The sequence below is a fragment of the Phyllobacterium brassicacearum genome (genome assembly GCF_003010955.1).
In the GTDB taxonomy this organism is placed as follows: domain Bacteria; phylum Pseudomonadota; class Alphaproteobacteria; order Rhizobiales; family Rhizobiaceae; genus Phyllobacterium; species Phyllobacterium brassicacearum.
This window is the reverse complement of the sequence record NZ_PGGO01000005.1, coordinates 40,797-62,828: the sequence shown is the minus strand read 5'-3', so window position 1 is coordinate 62,828 and position 22,032 is coordinate 40,797. Positions and strand designations below refer to the sequence as shown.

The window sequence follows — 22,032 nt, the reverse complement described above, 5'->3', positions numbered from 1 at the left end:
GACGCGGAGTCATCGATAGCAGTCAATCAAGCGACATAATATGTCTGTTTCATAGAAACCCTTGAAACATGGACGAAATCTTCCTCGCAGCGCATGGATTTTAGAGGTCAACTCTCCTAGCCTGCCGCCACACCCGCAGCGATCGAGATTCTGCCCATGAGCCAAGCCGAGATTTTGAACCCTCCTCCAAAAACCCGCCTTGGCAAACTGGATGTGCTGCGTGGGATCGCGCTCATCGCGATGGCGACCTATCACACGGGCTGGGATTTCGAGTTCTTCGGCTATCTGGAATCGGGAACCACGGGGCACGGTGGCTGGAGAATCTACGCTCGCATCATCGCGTCGACTTTTCTGGCCCTGGTCGGCTTCAGCCTCGTCTTGGCGCACGGGCGCCACATCCGCTGGCGACCGTTTGGCATTCGACTTGCACAGATCGTGGCTGCGGCACTCGCGATCACCCTTGCAACTTGGTATTTCACGCCAGAAAGCTTTGTCTTTTTTGGCATTCTTCACGAAATCGCCGTGGCAAGCGTCTTGGGTTTGCTGTTCCTGAGACTGCCGGCATGGGTTACCGCCATTGTCGCTGCTGCAGTGATCGCCGCACCGCACTTCCTGATCTCGTCGACATTCGACGCGCCAATCTTCTGGCCGCTCGGGCTGTCGGAAATCATCGTCCGATCAAACGATTATGTGCCCATCTTCCCATGGTTTGGTGCCGTGCTGGCTGGCATGACAATCGCCAAGATCATGCAGCAGTACGATATACTGAGGCTGCTCGCCGGTAACATTGTGCCCGCGTGGCTCGATCGATCGTTGCGATTTATCGGACGACACAGCCTCGCCTTTTACCTTGTTCACCAACCGGTTCTGATCAGCTGTGTCTTCCTGATTTCACAGCTTTTTCCGCCCGCGGTTGCAACGCCCCGTGAGGTCTTTGGCCAGGCCTGCGTCCAGAGTTGCCAGAATGACAACGACAGGGCGTTTTGCCAAAAATTCTGCGACTGCGTGATCGGTCAGACCGAAGCTCTGGGCATTTTCGACGAGGTCTTCGCAGGACAACGCGACCAGAATGATCCCCAAATGCAGGAAATCGCTGGTATCTGCACGCAGGAAAATATGCCGCAATAGGGTCTATGTGTTGACGCCGAGCTCAGCCAGACGTTCGATGCAGGCTTCCTCCACCTGATCAAGTTCTGTCAAGGTTTCTTCGATGTCCCTGCGTTTCTGGCGCAAATCCGCACGCTTCTCTTCGACGCGCTTCATCAGCAGATGCAGTTGCCCCATTTCACCCGGCGGTTCGTTGTACATCTGGACGATTTCATGGATTTCGGCGATTGAGAAACCGAGACGTTTGCCGCGCAGGATCTGCTTCAACAAATGGCGGTCAGAGGGCCGGAACAGGCGCGTGCGGCCCCGGCGCACAGGGTGGATCAGACCCTCATCCTCGTAGAACCGCAATGTGCGCGTCGATACGCCAAACTCCCGCGTCAGTTCGGTGATTGAATAATATTCGCGCATAACAGACACTGCTTTAAATCCCACATTATATCGATTGAATGTTTTGCCCACGCAATTACGTAAAAGTCAATTGCACGATTGTATGGGGTTGTGAACTTCAGTTCACCGCTTCAATAAGATGTTGTTACTTAAAGCCAAACCACCAGGTTGCGAGCCCCAGAAACGACGAAAATCCGACAACGTCCGTCACTGTTGTTACGAATACCGCTGACGCTATGGCAGGATCCGCACCAAAACGGTGCAGCAATAAGGGAATCAGTATTCCGCCCAGTGCGGCCGCGAGCATGTTGATGATCATGGCGGCGGCTATAATCCCGCCAATGTTGCTGTTCTCAAACCATAGGCCAGCAACCGTGCCAATCATGATCGCAAAGATTACGCCATTGATCAGGCCAACCGATGCTTCGCGCCGGATGATGCGACCCGCATTGTAGATATCCATGTCCCGCGTGGCGAGCGCTCGCACGGTAACCGTCATCGTTTGCGTTCCCGCGTTACCACCCATGGAAGCAACGATGGGCATCAACACGGCCAAGGCGACCATCTGCTGAATGGTTCCGTCGAAAATTCCGATCACGGACGCGGACAGGAATGCCGTGAACAGGTTTATGACGAGCCAAGGTGTACGCGAGCGCGACGTGGACAGAACTGAATCCGAGAGTTCTTCATCACCAACACCGCCGAGACGCATGATGTCTTCCTCGGCCTCTTCCTGGATGACGTCGACGATGTTTTCAATGGTGAGGACACCAACGAGACGTTCATTCTCGTCGACGACGGCCGCCGACAGCAGGTCATACTGTTCAAAGATCTGCGCTGCTTCTTCCTGGTCCATGGTGGCTGGGATCGCATGACGAGTCTCATGCATGATCTCCTCGATCTTCTTATCCCGCCTTGTGCGAAGGATGCGATCAAGATCGATAGCTCCCAGGAGCCGAAACATCGGGTCTATGACAAAAATCTGAGAGAACGACTCCGGCAGATCGTCGTTGTCACGCATGTAATCGATCGTTTGCCCGACAGTCCAGAATGGCGGAACCGCCACGAATTCCGTCTGCATGCGGCGTCCGGCGGTCTCTTCTGGGTAGCCCAGGGACCGACGCAACCGAACGCGTTCGGTAAAGGGTAGCTGCGCCAGGATTTCGTCGCGGTCTTCCTGGTCGAGATCTTCAAGAATATAGACCGCGTCGTCGGAATCGAGTTCCTGCACTGCCTCCGCGATTTGCTCGTTGGGCATTGCGTCAACGATTTCGAGGCGAACGGCCTCGTCAACCTCAGTCAGCGAGGCAAAATCGAATTCGTCGCCCAGGAGTTCTACGAGTGCGGCGCGCTGGTCGGAATGCAGCGCCTCAAGAACGTGACCAAGCTCCGACTGATGCAGCTTGCCGACATGGGATCGCAGATAGAGAACATCTCGATCCGCAATGGCAGCGCCGACGCGTGCTAGATAAGATGTCCGGACGGCCCCGTCTTCACCATAGATGTCGGCATCCTGCTCGTCAGACGCGGATTCCTGTAACCTTTCTGTCTCGTCCATTCTGTCCGCACCCGCCTTCCTGACAAACCGTTACGTATTGTCAGTTAGAGCAAAGGATGACGAAATGGAACCAGCGACATCCTTTGCTTTCGTTTTTAGGCAGTTCAGGCAGCGCTGTCTTCCCAACCGCTGATGGCTTTCACTTCAAGGAAGTCCTCCAACCCCCAATGACCGCCCTCCCGGCCAATCCCAGATTGCTTGTAGCCACCAAACGGAGCATCGGCCGCATGCGACGCACCATTGATCCGGACCATGCCAGCGCGCAGCTGTTTTGACACGCGCCTGATTCGCTCGCTGTCACCGGACTGGATATAGGCTGCAAGGCCATAAGGCGTGTCATTGGCGATCTCGACAGCTTCCTCTTCCGTATCAAACGGGATCATCGCGAGGACGGGTCCAAAAATCTCTTCGCGTGCGATCGTCATGTCATTGTTGACATCTGCGAAGACCGTGGGACGGACGTAATAGCCGCGGTTGAAGCCTTCCGGGCGTCCCGCCCCGCCGGCGATCAGCCGAGCGCCTTCCTTGATGCCCTGCTCGATCAGGCCCTGCACCTTGTTGAACTGCATTTCCGAGACGAGCGGCCCCATATGATCGCCATCCTGCGATGGATCGCCCACCTTCGTGGCCTTTGCCGCCGCAGCAGCAATTTCCGTTGCCTTGTCGTATACCGAGCGTTCGACGAGCATGCGTGTCGGAGCGTTGCAGGACTGACCGGTGTTATTGAAAACATGCGAGACGCCGCGTGTGATCGCGGCCTCCAAATCAGCGTCCGCAAACACGATGTTCGGTGACTTGCCGCCAAGCTCGAGCGAAACGCGCTTGACCGTTTCAGCAGCCGCCTTGGTGACAGCAACACCGGCACGTGTCGAGCCTGTGAAAGACATCATGTCGATACCGGGGTGGCGCGACATTGCCTCGCCGACCGACGGACCATCGCCATTGACCAGATTGAAAACGCCGGCGGGCAGACCGGACGCATCGACCATTTCAGCAAAGATGACGGAAGAGATCGGCGCAATTTCTGACGGCTTTAGAATGACAGTGCAGCCCGCCGCAATCGCCGGAACGACTTTCAAAACCACCTGGTTCATCGGCCAGTTCCATGGCGTGATCAGCCCGCAGACACCGATCGGCTCATAGGCAATACGTGTCGTTTTGTTGCGCTCGTCCAGCGGGCGCTCGAACTTGAAATTCTTGAGGGTCCGAATGAATGCTTTGATATGCGCAGTCCCCGACGCCGCCTGCTCATCCAGCGCCATCTTGATTGGAGCACCCATCTCCGACGAGATTGCCGTGGCCATATCGGCGATGCGCGTTTCGTAAACGGCCAGCAGACGCTCGAGCCAGGCCAATCGCTCTTCGCGGCTCGTAATGCTCCACGAGATGAAAGCCTTGCGTGCAGCCGAAACGGCCTTGTCCACATCGGCCGCCGAACCAAGCGAGATCACGGCAAATGCCTGCTCGTCGGCTGGATTGATCACTTCGAGCTCTTTTGCCACCGCAGGAGCTATCCACTTGCCGTTGATATAGAAATCGGTTTTGCGAAGCATGGTCAGTCTCCTGCTTGTTGATTTGCGGATGTCATCTGATTTGAGCGCGGGCTGGCGCAGCACATTTTCACCAGTTGGTGTAACCGATCATGACCGGCACAACCAACAGGAATATCGAACAAAGAGGCGAAAATAGCGGCGTGGAGTGTGGCGGATTACACTTCAGCGGCTGTTGAACTGCCGGGACAGGCGAAGGAAATTCCCCAGCATCGCATGACCATACTCCGTCAGAACGGATTCCGGATGGAACTGTACGCCATAGGTTGGATGGCTCGCATGTACCAGGCCCATGACTTCACCAATTTCGGAGCGCGCGGTTATCCTCAAATCGCTGTTATCTTCGATCGATTCAACAATCAAAGAATGATATCGCCCGGCCCGAAACGGGCTCGGCAGACCTTTGAAGACCCCGCTGCCGTCGTGATCAATGGCCGATGAGCGGCCATGCATGGGCTCTTTCGCGCGAACGACTTGGCCACCGAAAACCTCGCCGATGCATTGATGGCCGAGACAGATCCCAAGCATTGGTATTTTCCCGCTCAATGACTCGATGATGTTCATGGATTGCCCCGCTTCGCGTGGTCCGCAGGGGCCGGGCGACAGCACGATTGCTTCGGCCCCCAGCCGCTCGACCTCCAGTGCTGAAATCGCATCGTTGCGTACCACTCGCGTTTCAACGCCGAGCTCCACAAAATAGCGAGCAACCGTGAAGACAAATGAATCGTAGTTGTCGATGATCACGATCATGGCGCGTCGCCCTGATCAAAGACGGTGAAGATCCGTGCTGCCTTGTCGAGTGTTTCCTGATACTCGGCTGCAGGGTCCGACAGGGCGGTGATGCCACCGCCTGCCTGGAACACGGCCTTACCCCCCTGAAACAATACCGTGCGAATGCCGATATTGCTGTCGAAATTGCCGTTGAAGCCGATGAAGCCGATGGACCCGCAATAGACTCCGCGTGCTTCGCGTTCTATTTCCGTGATGATTTCCATGGCCCGGAGCTTGGGTGCGCCGGTGATCGAACCACCGGGAAAAGCTGCCCCGATCAAATCCATCAGGGATTTGCTTGTCGCAAGCCGCCCGGTGACAACCGAGACCAGATGATGGACGCTCGCATAAGATTCGAGCCCGCACAGCACAGGTGTCAGCACGGAATGCGGCCGGCACACTCTGGAGAGGTCGTTTCGCATCAGGTCGACGATCATCAGGTTTTCGGCCCGATCCTTTTCCGATTTGAGAAGTATTTCTGCCAACTCTTTGTCTCTGTTGGGATCTGACGACCGCGGCATCGTACCCTTGATCGGTCGCGTCTCGACCTGATCGCCATTTACTGCAACAAATCGCTCCGGCGAGCTCGACGCAATTACGATATCGTCGTGATCCAGGTAGGCGGCAAAAGTCGCGGCATTACGCCGGCGCAGTGCTTTGTAGAACTGCCATTGTGCAAAGCCGTCCGGCAGATCGGCGATAAAGCGCTGCGCGATGTTGGCCTGGAAGATATCGCCATCGAGGATATATTCCACCACTCTGGCAACGGACTGCATATACGCGTCACGCTCGAAATTCGATTGCCAGGACGCACGCGCAATCCTCTGCTGCTCGACTTTCGAAGTTTCCTGTTTTGGTTCCTCTCGTAGAAGCCGCAGAAACAATTCGGAACGCTCGAGACATTTCCTTCCCCGGGCAGCCTCGTCCGCTTCCGGTAATCCAGATGACAAAAGCCAGACTTTTTCGGCCTGATGATCGAACGCCAGCACCACATCGTAGAAATACCAGGCGGCATCCGGCATCGCCCCTTGCGCCGGCGCTTCCGGCTGCGGCAACCGCTCCAGCAATCGCCCGAATTCATAGGAAAAATAGCCGATTGCGCCGCCTTGAAACGGCGGAAGACCGGGCTGATCATCGAGCCGGTATAGATCGAGATAGTGCGAGATTGCCTCGAGCGGATGCCGGTCAAGGGCAGCACCATTCCAATGCGCCGCGCCCTTTTCCACGACGAGTTTACCGAACGGATCGCCCGCCACATAGGAGTAGCGTCCAAGGGTGTCGTGACGCATGGCACTGTCGAGAAAGCTCAGTCCCCCGAGAGCCCGCAATCGCTCGGCGGCTTCGACAGGCTCCAGCCATGGAATCTCACGAATGTGCAAACCACTCCTCCTTCAACCACCCGCCGTTACTGGGGTCGGGTATATTGAGATTCGCGTCAGGGCGAGCCGAAAATGGTGATTTTCGAGAACCGGAGCGCAGTGAACATTTCGGTTCATGAGCACCGGATCGCAGAAAAGTGCCATTTGCAGGCCGTCTTGGCGTGAATATCAGGATACCCTAGCTTTTGCGCGTCGATAGGAGAATACTTGTCTCCGTCGAGGTGATTCCGTCAATATGGCGAATGTCGCGCAACGTCCGGTCGAAAGCCTCCAGGGTCTCGACTTCGATTTCGGCGACGATATCCCAGCGCCCGTTCGTCGTGTGCAGAGCCCGGACTTCCGGAAACCCTTGCAATCGGCGAACGACCTTTTCTGCTGCCTGCCCCGCCACCTCGATCATGGCAACGGCCCGGACACCATAAATACCCGCACCCGCCTTCAAGTTGACAGTGAAACTCTGGATCGTGCCGTTTGTGGTCAGCTTGTCGATACGCGTGCGCACCGTTGCGCGCGAAATACCCAGAATCGTTGCCATGGAAGAAACCGGCATGCGGCAATCATCCCGCAGCAAAGACAGCAATTTGCGGTCTACATCATCCATCTTCTTCCAATCTGGCCAAATTGATTGAGCAAAATGCGCATTAATATGCGCATTTCTATCAGGATGCTGTCTTTTTGTCACCGCGCCGAAGTGCCAATATTGCGGTCGAAACGTGATATTCTGTTTTCATATCCTGGACCATTCAAACGCGGAAAATGGCGGTTGTTGATGAACATGCAAGGCAATTTCGAAGATCTACCCAAGCAAAAGCTGACAATTATTGGTGCCCCGATCGAGGAAGGCGCCGGACGGCTCGGCGCACTGATGGGTCCCGCAGCGCTGCGTACTGCTGGCCTCATCCGGACTCTAGAAGAACTCGGCCACCCGATCGAAGATCGTGGTGATCTGTGCCTGCCAAAGGATTTGCCTGTCGTCCCTCCGGTCGCCGGTCTTGCACATCACATTGAAAAAATAGCGGCCTGGTCGCGCATGTTGAGCAACGAGACCTATGACGCGATGAAGAACGGCAGCTTTCCTGTCATCCTCGGTGGCGACCACAGCCTGTCCATGGGATCGGTCAGCGGCGTTGCGCGCTATTGCAAAGAGCATAATCGCGAATTGTTCGTCCTATGGCTGGACGCTCACTCCGATTTCAACACTCCCGCTACTTCGCCATCCGGCAACATGCATGGCATGTCGGCGGCGCTGCTGTGCGGCGAACCCGGACTTGAGGGCGTGTTTGGCGACGAGCCAAGGGGGTTCGTAAAGCCCGAAAATCTGCACCTCTTCGGCATCCGTTCGATCGACTCGACCGAGCGTGTGCTTTTGCGCGAACGCGGCATCGACGTGATCGATATGCGCAAGATCGACGAGTTCGGAATCTCCAGGCTCATGCGTGGCATCATAGACCAGGTGCAGAAGGCCAACGGTGTCCTCCACGTCAGCTTCGATGTTGATTTCATCGACCCCTCGCTCGCGCCGGGCGTTGGCACCACTGTTCCGGGCGGCGCGACCTATCGCGAAGCGCATCTCGTCATGGAGATGCTGCATGATTCCGGCGTGGTTGGTTCGCTTGATGTGGTCGAACTCAACCCATTTCTCGACGAGCGCGGCAAGAGCGCGCTTATACTCGTTGATCTTGTCGCAAGCATTTTTGGCCGGCAGATTTTCGACAAGCCGACCCAAGCAGACCAGAGCGCAGCCGCTCTGAATGTATGAAATTCGTAGGAGGATACTTTGCTGCACACTGCCGCTGACCTGATCTCAACAGAATCCCGCCTCGGGGCGCACAACTACAAGCCTCTGGATGTGGTGCTGGAGCGAGGTGAAGGCGTGCACGTCTGGGACATCGACGGCAATCGCTATCTCGATTGCCTGTCCGCCTATTCAGCCGTCAACCAGGGCCATTGCCACCCGAAAATCCTGAAGGCGATGACCGAACAGGCCAGTAAGCTGACCCTGACCTCCCGCGCCTTCCGCAATGACCAGCTGGCCCTGTTCTATGAAGAGCTAGCCGCTCTCACCGGTTCGCACAAAATCCTGCCGATGAACAGTGGTGCCGAAGCCGTCGAAACCGCTATCAAGGCCGTCCGCAAGTGGGGCTACGAGGTCAAAGGCGTACCCGCAAATGCCGCCGAAATCATCGTTTGCTCGAATAACTTCCATGGTCGCACGATGGGGATCGTCGGCTTCAGCACTGACCCTACCGCTCGCGAAAACTTCGGGCCATTTGCACCCGGCTTCAGGATTGTCCCCTTCGGCGACATTGATGCATTTGCGGCGGCCCTCACGCCCAACACGGTCGGCTTCCTGGTTGAACCGATCCAGGGCGAAGCGGGTGTGATTATCCCACCCAACGGATATTTCTCGAAGGTGCGCGAACTTTGCACGCAGAACAACGTGACCCTCATCCTCGATGAGATTCAGACCGGACTTGGCCGCACCGGTGCTCTCCTGGCCGAAGAACACGAGGGCATTGAGGCCGACGTGACGCTGATCGGCAAAGCGCTTTCTGGCGGCTTCTATCCAGTATCGGCGGTGCTTTCCAACAGCGATGTTCTCGGCGTGCTCAAGCCCGGACAGCACGGCAGCACCTTTGGTGGAAATCCGCTCGCCTGCGCCATTGCCCGGGCCGCACTTCGTGTGCTCACCGAAGAAAACATGATCGAGAATTCCCGTATCGAAGGCGAGTACTTCTTGCAGCAGCTGAAGGGTATTCGCAGCAATATTGTGCGCGAGGTACGCGGCCGCGGCTTGATGATCGCGGTCGAGCTCCACCCGGAAGCCGGCGGCGCCAACCGTTTCTGCTATGAACTCAAGGCGCGCGGCATTCTCGCCAAGGACACCCATGGCGATACGATCCGCATCGCCCCGCCACTCGTCATCAAGCGCGATCAGGTCGATTGGGCGCTGGAGCAGTTCAATACGGTGCTCACCAGCATGAATTGAGTTGGAAAGCTGGCCGGTAACCCGGCCAGTTCTACATCCTCACCCGCTCGGCCCTTGGATCGTACATCGGCCGCAGTGAGGCCTCGGCTTTCACGCGCACGCCGGCTATCTCGATCTCATAATCGGAAGCCAACACCTGTTCGGCACTTTCACCCTTGCTTGGCACATAGCCCAGCCCGATCGCGCCGCCGAGATGATGCCCGTAATTGCCGGATGTGATCGTCCCGACGATCTTGCCGTCGCGGACAATCGCCTCATTGTGAAACAGCAGCGGCTCGGGATCAGTCAGGCGGAATTGCACGAGACGGCGATCGAGCCCGGTGTCCTTCTTCCTCAGTACAGCATCGCGGCCGATGAAATCACCCTTGTCTGCCTTCACGGCAAAACCAAGCCCTGCCTCCAGCACGTGATCTTCATCGGTGATGTCATGGCCGAAATGCCTGAACGCTTTCTCGATACGGCAGGAGTCCAGCGTGTGCAGGCCGCACAGTTTCAAGCCAAGGTCCCTGCCGGCGTCTTCAATTGCCTCAAACACATGTGCCGTCTGATCCGTCGAGACATAAAGCTCCCAGCCGAGTTCGCCGACATAGGTCACGCGGTGCGCTCGCGCTAATCCCATGCCGATTTCGATCTCGCGTGCCGTGCCAAACGGATTTGCCTCGTTCGAGAAGTCATTCGGGCTGATCTTCTGGATCAGTTCGCGTGATTTCGGCCCCATCAGGCAAAGCACGGACTCCGCAGCAGTTACATCCGTAATGACCACGAACTCGTCCTTGAGGTGCTTGCGCATCCAGGCAAGGTCGCGCTGCAGCGTCGCGCCGGGCACCACAGCGAAAAACACTGTGTCCGACAGCTGCGTGATCGTCAGGTCGCTCTCGATCCCGCCCCGATTGTTGAGCATCTGCGTGTAGACAATACGGCCCGGCTCGACATCGAGTTGATTGGCACAAAGCCGCTGCAGGAAAGCCAGCGCGTCACGACCCTCAATGCGGATTTTGCCGAATGAGGTCATATCGAACAGGCCGACATTGTTGCGCACGGCAAGGTGTTCGTCGCGCTGGTTTTCGAACCAGTTCTGCCGCTTCCACGAATAACGGTATTCGCGCTCCTGACCCTCTTTGGCAAACCAGTTGGCGCGCTCCCATCCCGCGACCTCACCGAAGACAGCGCCCCGCGCCTTCAGGTGCTCGTGGATGGGCGAGCGCCGGACATTGCGCGACGTCGCCATTTGCCGGTACGGGAAATGATCGGCGTAGAGCAGCCCGAGCGTCTCCGAGACCCGCTCCTTCAGGTAGCGCCGGTTCTTCTGGAACGGTTGCGCCCGGCGAATATCCACCTCCCACAGGTCGAAAGGCGCTTCGCCATCGTTTATCCATTGCGCAAGGGCCATCCCGGCGCCGCCGGAGGAAACAATGCCGATTGAATTATACCCCGCCGCAACCCAGTAGCCGCCAAGTTCCGGCGCTTCGCCGAGGTAGTAGCGGTCGTCGGGGGTGAAGCTTTCGGGACCATTGAAGAATGTATGGATACCGGCCGTGCCGAGCATCGGCATGCGGTTGACGCCCATTTCAAGGATCGGCTCGAAATGCTCGAAGTCTTCCTGCAACTGGTCGAAACAGAAATCCTCGGAAATGCCATTCATTCCCCATGGCTTCGCCACCGGTTCGAAAGCGCCGAGCATCATCTTGCCGGCATCTTCCTTGTAGTAGGCGCATTCATCGGGAACGCGCAGCACCGGCAGACGCCCGAGCCCCTCGATAGCCTCGGTGATGAGATAGAAGTGCTCACAAGCATGCAGTGGCACGGTCACACCCGACGTTCCCGCCAGATCGCGCGCCCACATCCCGGCGCAGTTGATCACGACATCGGTCTCGATCGTGCCTCGTTCTTCACCTTGCGCCCAGGTGACTCCAGTCACATGGCCAATCTTCTTGAGAACCTCGGTGACCTTGACGTTCTCGATGATCTTCGCGCCGCGCTGGCGCGCACCCTTGGCAAGAGCCATGGCGATATTGGCCGGATCGCACTGCCCGTCTAGGGGCAGATGCACCGCACCAGCCACATCCTCGATATTAAGATGCGGATACATCTCCTTGACTTCGCGCGGAGAAATCTCGCGCACATCGACATCGAATGCTCGCGCTAACGACGCCTGACGGTAGATCTCGTGCTTGCGTTCCTCGGTCAGTGCGACGGTGATCGAGCCCACCTGACGCATGCCTGTAGCGACTTCGGTCTCGGCCTCGAGCTTGACGTAGAGGTCCGCTGAATATTTGGCGAGCCGCGTCATGTTCTGCGAGGCGCGCAACTGGCCGATCAGTCCCGCCGCATGCCATGTCGTGCCAGATGTCAGCTGTTTGCGCTCAAGCAAAACGATGTCGGTCCAGCCGAGCTTGGCAAGATGATAGGCGACGGAACAGCCGGAGATGCCGCCACCAATGATGACGGCCCGGGCCTTTGCCGGTAGGGAGCTCATGCGCGAATTCTTTCGTTCTTGGGGTCCCACAGCGGTTGGTCGGGATGAACCGTTGCCTTGAAGCGCTGGCCGAAGATTTCCACCTCGACTTCGGTGCCGGGTTCAGTGAGTTCTGTCTTCAGCATGCCGAGCGCGATGGATTTGTCGATGCGGTGGCCCCAACCGCCCGACGTCGTCTCACCGACGATATTGCCGTCGTGCCAGAGCGTCGACATGTAGGGCGCGTCGCAATCGCCCGCATCGACAGTCAGCGTCACGAAGCGTTTCTTCACGCCCTGCTGCTTTTCGCTTTCGAGCGCCGCCTTGCCAAGGAATTCCGGCTTTTCCCACTTGATGAAGCGTTCGAGCCCGCTTTGCAGCGGCGTGTAATCGGTTGATAGGTCTCCCTTCCACGCGCGGTAACCCTTTTCCAGGCGCAGCGAATCGAGAGCGAACATGCCGAAGGGCTTGATCCCGTATTTCTGCCCCGCCTCCCATACCGCTTCGAAAATCGCCGCCGTATCGGCCACCTTGGTGTGGACTTCCCAGCCGAGTTCGCCGGCAAACGATACCCGTACCAATTGGCAATAACGCCCAGCAATCTGCGTCGTCTGATGCGACAGCCAGGATTTTTCCAGATCGGCATCGCAGATATCGCGGAACAGATCGCGCGCCTTCGGCCCGGTCACGATCTGGCAGGAGAAGTCCTCCGTCACATTGCTGATCGCGATAGCACTGCCGTTCGGCAAATGGTTCAGCAGCCAGTAGCGATCATGCCATTCGGCAACACCGGCGGTGATCAGAAAGAACACGTCCTCGTCGATTGCCATAATGGACATTTCTGTGACGACGCGGCCCTTGTCATCGGAGAAGTAGCCAAGGCCGATACGTCCGGGCTTCGGCACGATGCCCGTAATCAACGTCGACAGCCATTCGCGCGCGCCCTCGCCGCTTACCTTGAAGCGTGAGAACCCGGGCAAGTCGAGAATGCCGACCGCATCGCGAACCGCATGGCATTCCTCGCGAATACGCTGCTGCCAGGGTCCGTCGCGCAGGAATGTCTGTGTGGATTCCTCGGACGTGTCATCGCCCGGTTGCGCGTACCAGTTGGCCCGCTCCCAGCCATTATAGGCGCCAAATTGCGCACCGAGCTTGGCGATGCGGTCATGAATAGGCGACAGCTTCTTGTTGCGTCCCGCCGGCCATGTGTGGCGCGGGAAATGGATGGCATATTCGTGTCCGTAGACTTCAACGCCCTTGGCGACGCAATAGTCAGGATCGGTGAAAGCGGTAAACCGGCGCGGATCGCACGACCACATATCCCACTCCGTCGCGCCCTCCGTCACCCATTCGGCGAGGACCTTGCCCGCCCCGCCGGCCTGCGCAATACCGAAGGTAAAGACACAGGCTTCGAACGCGTTTGGAACGCCCGGCATCGGGCCAATCAGCGGATTACCATCCGGTGCGTAAGGGATCGGACCGTTGATGATCTTCGACAGGCCCGCCGTGCCAAGGATCGGAACCCGTGCGATGGCATCGTTCAGATACCATTCGAGCCGCTCCAGATCGTCGGGGAAAAGCTGGAACGAGAAATCCTCAGGCATCGGATCGTCGGAAGTCGCCCAATGCGCCCGGCAATTGCGCTCATAGGGGCCGAGATTCATGCCGTTCTTTTCCTGCCGCAGATAATAGGAGGAGTCCACGTCGCGCAGCAGCGGCAGCTTCTGGCCATGCTCGCGCGACCAGGCAGCGATCTCGGGAATTTCGTCGAACAGCAGATATTGATGGCTCATCACCATCATCGGCACGTCCCGGCCGAACATCCTGCCGATTTCCTGCGCGCGATAACCTGCAGCGTTGACCACGTATTCGCAGCGAATCTCGCCTTGAGGCGTCGAGATGACCCACTCGTCATTTTCACGCCTCGCACCCGTAACAGGGCAAAAGCGCATGATCCTGGCGCCCAGATCACGTGCGCCCTTGGCCAGCGCCTGCGTCAACTGTGCCGGATCGATATCGCCATCGTTGGGATCGTAGAGCGCGCCTTCCAGCTCATGCGTCGCAATAAACGGATAGCGCCCGTTGATTTCATCGACCCCCAGCACGTCGATATCCATGCCCTGATAGCGGCCCATGCTCTTCACCCGCTGGAATTCGCGCATCCGCTCCTTGGTATGCGCCAGCCGCAGCGATCCGGTGACATGGTAGTTCATGGGATAATCGACTTCGGCGGCCAGCCCGCGATAGAGCTCTGCCGAATAGCGCTGCATGTTCATCACTGACCAAGACGCGGAAAACGTCGGCACATTGCCCGCTGCATGCCATGTGGATCCCGATGTCAGCTCGTTTTTTTCAAGCAGCACGCAATCGGTCCACCCCGCTTTGGCGAGATGATAAAGCGACGAAACGCCGACCGCCCCGCCACCGATGATGACGACGCGCGCCGACGTTGGAAAATCAGACATACAAACTCCCCTGTGGTCTCATGCTATTCGAATTACGGCCGTGCGATTTCATCAAGGTACCACTGGATGTACCGCAGTTCATTGTATTCCATCGGCGCAATCGGTCCCGGCACGAAATAGTGCGAACGAACGCCGCGCGCCGTATGCTCGATAATCGTCTTGTCTTCGGCGGTTGTGACCTTCCATAGCCAGGTGAGCTTTTCGAGGTCGTAAACCTTGCCCTGTTCGGCATCGCCGCGCACCAGCCAGATCAGTTCCATCTCGCATGTATCGACGCTCTTCGGAATGAACCGATAGATCATGCCATGGTCTGGATAGCACACGAGGAAGCTTGTGCCGCCAAGATGGATGGAAGTAACACCGCCATCGAACTCCGAGAAGCGCCCCATCAGCGGCCCGACCGGCGAACCATCTTCGCTGCCACTGGAAACGCCGTCATAGAGCGCATAGCGGAACGTATGAATTGTTTCCTGGCCGTGCGCCGAGCTCTGCCAGTGATCGCCGGTGGCGATGTCGATGCCGAGCGCACAGGTGCGCTGTTCCATGCGGGCGTTCAGCTCAACGATCTTCTCGGCAGGCTGCTCCAGTGCATGCGTCTGCGAGTACTCAGGGTGGGCCGGGCCGCAATGGTAGCATTCCACGTAGTTTTCGACTGCCAGCTTCCAGTTGGCTTCGACAGGATAGGTTTCGCGGTGCGCGACCTTGGCGTCCGCCCAGCCATACTGACCGCAAGTTGTACGCAGTGACTGCTCGATAATGGAAAAATCCAATGGTTCGTCGGCAAAGCAGATGAAGATAAGGCGCTCGGCCACCCTTACATGCAGCTTCTTCAAGCCATGGGCGCTGCGGTCGAAGTCCTTCGGCATCAGCCGCGCCGCACGCAAACTACCATCATTGCTGTATGTCCAGGCATGATAGGGACAGACGAAGAAACGCGCATTTCCCTTCTGCTTGGTGCAGACCTCGGCACCGCGATGGCGGCAGACATTCAAAAAGGCATGGATCGACCCGTCTTCGGTGCGTGAAACGATCACTGTTTCTGTGTCGATCTTGAAAAGCTCGAAATCTCCGGCATTGGGGATGATGCTGGCGTGACCAATGCAGTGCCAATGGCGCCGGAACACTCGCTCCATGTCACGCGCATAGACGTCTGGATCCATGTAGAACGCTCGAACAAGGCCGTGGCCGGGGCGATGCTCGGCAATCATGCGATCGATCTTGTCCAGGGACGGTGCAATTTCCGCCAATGCCTGCTCTGCACCCATGTCATTCTCCAAAAAAACCGTGGTTCCCGGACGCTTGTTATTTTTGACCGCGTCGCAGATTAGAATGATTCCGCATTGCGCAGCATTCAAGCGACCGTTACTCATAAAGACATGAATTATTCTCAAGCATCCAATTGCAGGGTTTCCAGGCCATGATGTCGAAGCCTCGCATTCCGCCGCTCGGTTCGCTGCGGGCCTTCGAAGCATCCGCCCGATTGTTGAGTTTCCGGCTTGCTGGAGAGGAACTTGGCGTTACGCAATCCGCCATCAGCCACCGCATTGCCGAGCTTGAAGCCATCCTCGGCGTCAAGCTGTTCGAACGCCTGCCGCGCGGCGTGTCGCTGACTGATGCAGGAACGCTTTACTATCCCTATATGCGCGACGCCTTTGAAAAGATCGCTCGTGGCACCGCACTGATCAATCGGATCGGCACGACCGACGACCTTGCACTCGAAACCTATGCCACCTTCGCCATCCGCTGGCTGATCCCGCGCCTGACGGATTTTCGCAAGGTCAATCCCAACCTTGCCATCCGCATCGGCACCAGCCAGCTCGATTGGGAGCTCAACATTGATAGTTCGGATATCGGCATCATCCATACCACGCGGCCGGAGCGGATGAACCTGCACTATCGTCTCCTGGTCAAGGCGGAAATGCGCCCGGTCTGCAGTCCGGAAGTGGCTGCGCGGATCGAAGGCGACGCGGGCGCCCAAGCTCTGGGCAAGGTGCCGCGCCTCGCGCTTTATACTTCCCCCGAGGATTGGGGCACGTGGCTGGAGGCGGCAGGCATCGCCGATACCGCGCAGGCCGTGACACTGAAGTTCGACACTTATCTCGCCGCCCTTCAATCAGCTCTGGATGGTCAGGGCCTCGCCGTCGCACCGGACTTTCTGGTGGCTGACGACATCAAGGCTGGGCGGCTTGTCGCCCCGTTCCCGCTGAAAGTACCGCAGCCCGGCGCCTGGTATATGATTTGCCGCAAGGAGCGCGTCGGCGAAACCCGCATCCGCCAATTCGAGCGCTGGCTGGTCGAACAGTTTGGCGGAACTACTTCCGCTTGATCCCGATCGAGCGGCCAACACGTGCAGGCAGTGGCAGCTTGGAATGGGCGTTCTTGTAGAATTCGAGCGTCGGCAAGATATCATCGGGAAACGGCACGACCTTTGGGCCGTTCATATCCACATGCAGCGACATTACCTCTGCGGTCGCCGCCACCCAGCCATCCTGGTGCACGATCTCATTATAAGTGTGCAGACGTTTTGCATCGAAATCGATCAACTGGCTGGTAACCGTCACGATATGGTCGAGATGAATTTCCTGCACGTAGCAGATATGCACTTCGGCGGTGTAAATCGTCAGCTTGCGTTCGGCGGCATATTTTGGTCCGAAGCCCAATTCGGCAAGGAACTCATCGCCGCCCCGGTCGAAAACCACGTTGTAATACGCCATGTTCAGGTGGCCGTTATAGTCAATCCACTCCTTCTCCATGGCAATCGGCGCGGACCGGTACAGTTGACCTTGCAAATTTTCGGTTGACATTCTGGGCTCCTGACTGGATGGCGCAACTATTCGATCGTGGGTTGAAACATGAAGTCCATACGGCTGCTTTGTCAAAAGCGACGCTCAATGAACAGACCGGAAAGCACTTGGCGGCTTGCCTTCGAAATTACGGAAGGTTCTGGTGAATGCCGATGCCGATGAAAAACCCGTGCGCGCGGCGATATCCGCCAGCGGCGATTTCGTATCGGTAATCAACCGCCGCGCAACTTTCAGCCGTAGCCGAAGGTAGTACCGGCCCGGCCCCTCGCCGACAGCTTTGGCAAAGATCTTCTCAAGACTTCGGGCGCTCAGGCCAGTGCGCTTGGCAATGGCGCCGATGGTCAACGGCTGTTCGATATGGCGTTCCATCAGGCGAATGGCGCCCGCAAGCTTCGGATGCACATCGTCGAGCCGTCCCAACGAAACCAGCGGCTGCGCGTCGTTCGAGGCATGTGCCCCATCATAGATGAACACGCTCGCGACATCGAGTGCGACAGACATGCCGTAGCGCGAGCGGATCAGATGCAGCATGAGATCGAAGGTTGGCGAGGCGCCACCGCTCGTGAAAACCGGCCCATCGATGACGTAGCGGTCTGGCTGAATATCCGCATCGGGAAACTCGGCTGTAAACTCCTCCATATCCTCCCAATGTGTTGTCGCCTTGCGTCCTGAAAGCAAGCCTGCCCGACCGAGCAGCCAGGAACCGGCCTCGATGCCGCCAATCATCTGGTAGTTGTGCACAGCGCGTCGCAGATTGGCCGTGAAGGTGGTGCGCGCAATGTCGGATGTACCAAAACCACCAACAACCAATAAAATATCGCCTTTTTCTAACGTATCAAATGAACCGGATACAGCAATCGGCAGACCACACGTAGTCATTGTCGGTTCGCCATCCAGTGATACGATGCGCCAGTTGAACAGATTTGCACCTGACACCCGATTCGCAGCACGCATCGGGTCGATTGTTGAAGCCACGCACATGAGCGAGGCGCCGCTGAAAACCAGAACGGTCACATGCAGCGGTTTGGAACTTGGCAAAAAGAGTGGCGATGTTTCGCTATTCATCAATTCCTATTCGTATATTGCAAAGCATCGCTTGGCAATCGGGGCATGATCATCGCAACAAAAATATGGGAGCACAGCTATGGGACTCACCCCCAATCGCGAAGTATTCATCACCTGCGCCGTAACCGGTGCCGGCGATACCACAGGTCGTTCCGACAAAGTTCCGGTCACCCCGCGCCAGATCGCCGATGAATGCATTGCTGCGGCCAATGCTGGCGCAGCGATCGCGCATATTCACGTGCGTGACCCCAAGACCGGCAAGGGTTCGCGCGATGTCGCGCTCTATGCGGAGGTCGTCGAGCACATCAAGGCGTCAGGCGTCGACATGGTCCTGAACCTCACTGCAGGCATGGGCGGCGACCTTACGCTCGGCAGCGTCGAGCAGCCAATGCCACCCTCGCCAAATGGCACCGATATGGCCGGCGCCACGGAACGCCTTGAACATGTGGCAAAGCTGCGCCCGGAAATCTGCACGCTCGATTGCGGCACGATGAATTTCGGCGAAGGCGACTACGTCATGACCAATACGCCGGCCATGCTCAAAGCCATGGCGGCGCAAATCAAGGCGCTTGGCGTTCGGCCGGAAGTTGAAATCTTCGACACGGGTCACCTGCTTCTGGCCAAGTGGCTCTACGACCAGAAATTGCTCGAAGATCCGGTAATGGTGCAGCTTTGCATGGGTATTCCGTGGGGTGCACCGGATGACATCAACACGCTGCTGGCGTTGACGAATAATCTCCCGTCGAACTGGACCTTCTCGGCCTTCTCCATCGGCCGCAACCAGATGCCCTATGCGGCGATGGCGATGCTGGCTGGCGGCAATATCCGCGTTGGCCTTGAAGACACTATCTGGCTCGACAAGGGCGTTCTTGCCACCAATGGCCCCTTGGTCGAACGCGCCGTAAAGGTTGCGGAAGGCATGGGCGCTCGCATTCTCGGACCGAACGAAGTCCGCGAGCGCATGAAGTTGACAAAGGGCTGGTAAGAATTATGGCAGGTATTCGCAAGGCCGCGGCAATCGGCGGCGGTGTTATCGGTGCGGGCTGGGTAGCCCGCCTCCTTCTCAATGGCATTGACGTGTCGATCTTCGATCCGGATCCGGAGGCCGAGCGCAAGGTCAGCGAGGTGATGAAGAATTCACGCCGCGCCTATAAGACCATGGTGCCGGGTGGCTTGCCGAAGGAAGGCAAGCTGACATTCGCCAAGACCATTGAAGCCGCCGTTGCCGGTGCCGACCTCATTCAGGAAAGCGTGCCGGAACGGATCGACCTGAAGCACAAGGTGCTGGCTGAAATCGACAAACATGCGGCGGTCGATGCGATCGTCGGTTCTTCGACTTCGGGCATTCTTCCCTCGGAAATGCAGACTGCGATGAAGCATCCGGAAAGGCTGGTGGTCGGCCATCCTTATAATCCTGTCTATCTGCTCCCGCTGGTTGAGATCGTCGGCGGCAAGCAGACTTCGCCTGAAGCCGTCGAGAAAGCCCGAGAACTCTATACCTCGATCGGCATGAAGCCGGTGGTCATCCGCAAGGAAATCGAAGCATTCGTCGGCGACCGCCTGCTTGAAGCCGTCTGGCGCGAATCCCTGTGGCTGATCAAGGACGACATCACGACGGTCGAAGAGCTCGACGACATCATCCGCTATTCGTTCGGCATTCGCTGGGCGCAGATGGGGATGTTCCAGGTCTACCGCGTTGCTGGTGGTGAAGCCGGAATGCGCCACTTCATCGCGCAGTTCGGTCCCTGCCTGTCATGGCCGTGGACCAAACTGATGGACGTGCCGGAACTTGATGAGGAGCTGGTCGACAAGATTGCCAACCAGTCCGACGAACAGGCGCATGGCCTGTCGATCCGCGAGCTTGAGCGCATCCGCGACGATAATCTCGTCGCAATCATGGAAGCCCTCTCCAAGCAGAACAAGGGCAAGGGCTGGGGTGCAGGCGCACTTCACAACGACTACACCAAGCGGCTGTCAAAGTTGGCGCATAAGCCCGCCACCTCCAAAGCGGCTGAAAAGGCAAAAGCCGGCAAGCCCAAGAAAAAGAAGGGCTAAAGAGCCTTTACCGGCCATATTGACCTATTCTGACGGAGGCATGTTGTGACAAGATCAAGCAAAGACACGAAGACCCGCACTCTGCGTGCGGGCGAGAGGCTTGGCGCCGATATTGGCGCAACAGGCCCCGTCCCTTCGGGTTTCCGGCTGTCGGCCAACCACTTTGTCAGGCGGCTTCGGCCGATGAACCACATCGACCTCGCCACCTTCCGCGTGGATTGTCTCGTCAGCCGAGAAATAGAATACGGCCAATATGGCCGGGAAAGGCTCTAACCATGGATTTCGGTCTTTCGGAGGAGCAAAGGCTGATCGTCGATACGACGCGCGCCTTTGTCGAAAACGAACTCTATCCACACGAGGCGGAGGTCGAGCGCACCGGCGTCCTGCGCAAGGAGCTTGCTGACGAGCTGAAGCAAAAGGCGATCGAGGCCGGGCTCTATGCCGCCAACATGCCGGAGGAGGTCGGTGGTGCCGGTCTCGATACCGTGACGTGGCTGCTCTACGAAAAGGAACTCGGCCGCGCCAATTATGCGCTGCACTGGACCTGCGTCGGACGTCCTTCCAACATTCTGCTCGCCGGCACCGACGCGCAGAAGGAAAAGTACCTGTTCCCCTGTATTCGCGGCGAAAAGTCGGATTGCCTCGCCATGACAGAGCCGGGAGCCGGTTCCGACCTGCGCGGCATGAAGGCGACCGCCGTCGAGAAAGGCGGCGACTGGGTCGTCAACGGCACCAAGCACTTCATCAGCCACGCCGTCGAAGCGGATTTCGTCATTCTGTTCGTTGCCTCTGGTGAAGAAGAAACGCCACGCGGCAACAAAAAGAAAATCACAGCGTTTTTCGTCGACAAGGGTCATCCCGGCATGACCATCCGTGAAGGTTATCGCAACGTTTCGCATCGCGGCTACACCAATGCAATCATCGAATTCGACGATTGCCGCCTACCGCAGGAACAGATCCTCGGCGACGTTCACAAGGGCTTCGAGGTCGCCAATACCTGGCTCGGCGCGACCCGCCTTCAGGTCGCAGCGACGTGTCTCGGCCGCGCCGAACGGGCCCTTGGCCACGCCATTGAATACGCAGCACAGCGCCAGCAATTCGGCCAGCAGATCGGCAAGTTCCAGGGCGTTTCCTTCAAACTCGCCGATATGGCGACGGAGCTGAAAGCCGCTGACCTGCTCACCTTCGAAGCTGGCTGGAAGTTCGATCAGGGCACAGTCACGGATCAGGACATGGCGATGGCCAAGCTCAAGGCAACCGAAATGCTGGCCTTTGTCGCCGACGAGGCAATCCAGATTCATGGCGGCATGGGTCTGATGGACGACCTGCCGCTCGAGCGCATCTGGCGCGACGCACGTGTCGAGCGCATCTGGGAAGGCACATCTGAAATCCAACGGCACATCATTTCGCGTGCCCTGCTCCGCCCGCATGGCGCGTAACGGAG

At 57.8% G+C, this 22,032-nt stretch carries 19 protein-coding genes; 8 read left to right on the top strand and 11 right to left on the bottom strand.

Features of this window, described 5'->3' with window-relative positions; all coding sequences use genetic code 11:
- Window positions 1-156: 156 nt before the first annotated feature.
- Window positions 157-1,128, top strand: a complete 972-nt coding sequence (locus tag CU102_RS07885; protein WP_106710566.1) for an acetyltransferase domain-containing protein — start codon at window positions 157-159, stop codon at window positions 1,126-1,128.
- Window positions 1,129-1,131: 3 nt separating this feature from the next.
- Here CU102_RS07885 and CU102_RS07880 read toward each other — a convergent pair whose 3' ends face one another.
- The 6 genes from CU102_RS07880 to CU102_RS07855 form a co-directional block, all read right to left on the bottom strand.
- The gene (locus CU102_RS07880; protein ID WP_099998926.1) at window positions 1,132-1,518 is read right to left on the bottom strand and encodes a MerR family transcriptional regulator; all 387 of its coding nucleotides are present in this window, start codon (window positions 1,516-1,518) and stop codon (window positions 1,132-1,134) included.
- Window positions 1,519-1,642: 124 nt separating this feature from the next.
- Window positions 1,643-3,055: a magnesium transporter gene (gene mgtE, locus CU102_RS07875; protein WP_106710565.1), complete on the bottom strand. Its 1,413-nt coding sequence runs from the start codon at window positions 3,053-3,055 to the stop codon at window positions 1,643-1,645.
- Between the two features lie 104 nt (window positions 3,056-3,159).
- Window positions 3,160-4,608: an aldehyde dehydrogenase family protein gene (locus CU102_RS07870; protein ID WP_106710564.1), complete on the bottom strand. Its 1,449-nt coding sequence runs from the start codon at window positions 4,606-4,608 to the stop codon at window positions 3,160-3,162.
- 162 nt (window positions 4,609-4,770) lie between these two features.
- Window positions 4,771-5,355, bottom strand: a complete 585-nt coding sequence (locus CU102_RS07865; protein ID WP_106710563.1) for an anthranilate synthase component II — start codon at window positions 5,353-5,355, stop codon at window positions 4,771-4,773.
- Window positions 5,352-6,755, bottom strand: coding sequence for an aminodeoxychorismate synthase component I (pabB, locus tag CU102_RS07860; RefSeq protein ID WP_106710562.1), 1,404 nt, complete (start codon window positions 6,753-6,755; stop codon window positions 5,352-5,354). The genes CU102_RS07865 and pabB overlap by 4 nt, the downstream gene beginning before the upstream one ends.
- A 178-nt stretch (window positions 6,756-6,933) precedes the next feature.
- Window positions 6,934-7,356 carry an Lrp/AsnC family transcriptional regulator gene (locus tag CU102_RS07855; RefSeq protein WP_106710561.1) on the bottom strand — a complete coding sequence of 141 codons (423 nt, stop codon included), beginning with the start codon at window positions 7,354-7,356 and terminating at the stop codon, window positions 6,934-6,936.
- 168 nt (window positions 7,357-7,524) lie between these two features.
- Between CU102_RS07855 and rocF the strand changes: the two genes are divergently transcribed.
- Together rocF and rocD are read left to right on the top strand one after the other, a co-directional pair.
- Window positions 7,525-8,514, top strand: coding sequence for an arginase (rocF, locus tag CU102_RS07850; protein WP_106710779.1), 990 nt, complete (start codon window positions 7,525-7,527; stop codon window positions 8,512-8,514).
- Between the two features lie 21 nt (window positions 8,515-8,535).
- Window positions 8,536-9,744: an ornithine--oxo-acid transaminase gene (gene rocD, locus CU102_RS07845; protein WP_106710778.1), complete on the top strand. Its 1,209-nt coding sequence runs from the start codon at window positions 8,536-8,538 to the stop codon at window positions 9,742-9,744.
- A 31-nt stretch (window positions 9,745-9,775) separates the two neighbouring features.
- On the opposite strand, the gene CU102_RS07840 is transcribed toward rocD, so the two are convergent.
- From CU102_RS07840 to CU102_RS07830, 3 genes are read right to left on the bottom strand one after another with little or no spacing between them, the layout of a single operon-like run.
- Complete coding sequence (locus CU102_RS07840; protein ID WP_106710560.1) at window positions 9,776-12,220, bottom strand: GcvT family protein; 2,445 nt, start codon at window positions 12,218-12,220, stop codon at window positions 9,776-9,778.
- Complete coding sequence (locus CU102_RS07835) at window positions 12,217-14,664, bottom strand: GcvT family protein (protein ID WP_106710559.1); 2,448 nt, start codon at window positions 14,662-14,664, stop codon at window positions 12,217-12,219. The genes CU102_RS07840 and CU102_RS07835 overlap by 4 nt, the downstream gene beginning before the upstream one ends.
- A 32-nt stretch (window positions 14,665-14,696) precedes the next feature.
- Window positions 14,697-15,929 (bottom strand): aromatic ring-hydroxylating oxygenase subunit alpha, encoded by a 1,233-nt coding sequence (locus CU102_RS07830; RefSeq protein WP_106710777.1) that lies wholly within the window; start codon window positions 15,927-15,929, stop codon window positions 14,697-14,699.
- Window positions 15,930-16,081: 152 nt separating this feature from the next.
- Between CU102_RS07830 and CU102_RS07825 the strand changes: the two genes are divergently transcribed.
- On the top strand, window positions 16,082-16,990 hold the full coding sequence (locus tag CU102_RS07825) for a LysR substrate-binding domain-containing protein (RefSeq protein WP_106710558.1): 909 nt from the start codon (window positions 16,082-16,084) through the stop codon (window positions 16,988-16,990).
- Here CU102_RS07825 and CU102_RS07820 read toward each other — a convergent pair.
- Entirely contained in the window at window positions 16,977-17,468 is a 492-nt protein-coding gene (locus CU102_RS07820) for a thioesterase family protein (protein WP_106710557.1), read from the bottom strand. The genes CU102_RS07825 and CU102_RS07820 overlap by 14 nt on opposite strands.
- 84 nt (window positions 17,469-17,552) lie before the next feature.
- Complete coding sequence (locus tag CU102_RS07815; RefSeq protein ID WP_425351531.1) at window positions 17,553-18,536, bottom strand: GlxA family transcriptional regulator; 984 nt, start codon at window positions 18,534-18,536, stop codon at window positions 17,553-17,555.
- A gap of 76 nt (window positions 18,537-18,612) precedes the next feature.
- On the opposite strand from CU102_RS07815, the gene CU102_RS07810 reads away from it, so the two are divergent.
- The 4 genes from CU102_RS07810 to CU102_RS07795 are packed head-to-tail and all read left to right on the top strand — an operon-like array spanning window position 18,613 to window position 22,027.
- Window positions 18,613-19,518, top strand: a complete 906-nt coding sequence (locus CU102_RS07810) for a beta-keto acid cleavage family enzyme (RefSeq protein WP_106710555.1) — start codon at window positions 18,613-18,615, stop codon at window positions 19,516-19,518.
- Between the two features lie 5 nt (window positions 19,519-19,523).
- A complete protein-coding gene (locus tag CU102_RS07805) occupies window positions 19,524-20,588 on the top strand; it encodes a carnitine 3-dehydrogenase (protein WP_106710554.1) in 1,065 nt (354 codons plus the stop codon).
- A gap of 45 nt (window positions 20,589-20,633) precedes the next feature.
- Entirely contained in the window at window positions 20,634-20,861 is a 228-nt protein-coding gene (locus tag CU102_RS07800; RefSeq protein ID WP_106710553.1) for a hypothetical protein, read from the top strand.
- Between the two features lie 2 nt (window positions 20,862-20,863).
- On the top strand, window positions 20,864-22,027 hold the full coding sequence (locus tag CU102_RS07795; RefSeq protein ID WP_106710552.1) for an acyl-CoA dehydrogenase family protein: 1,164 nt from the start codon (window positions 20,864-20,866) through the stop codon (window positions 22,025-22,027).
- The last annotated feature ends 5 nt before the right edge of the window (window positions 22,028-22,032 follow it).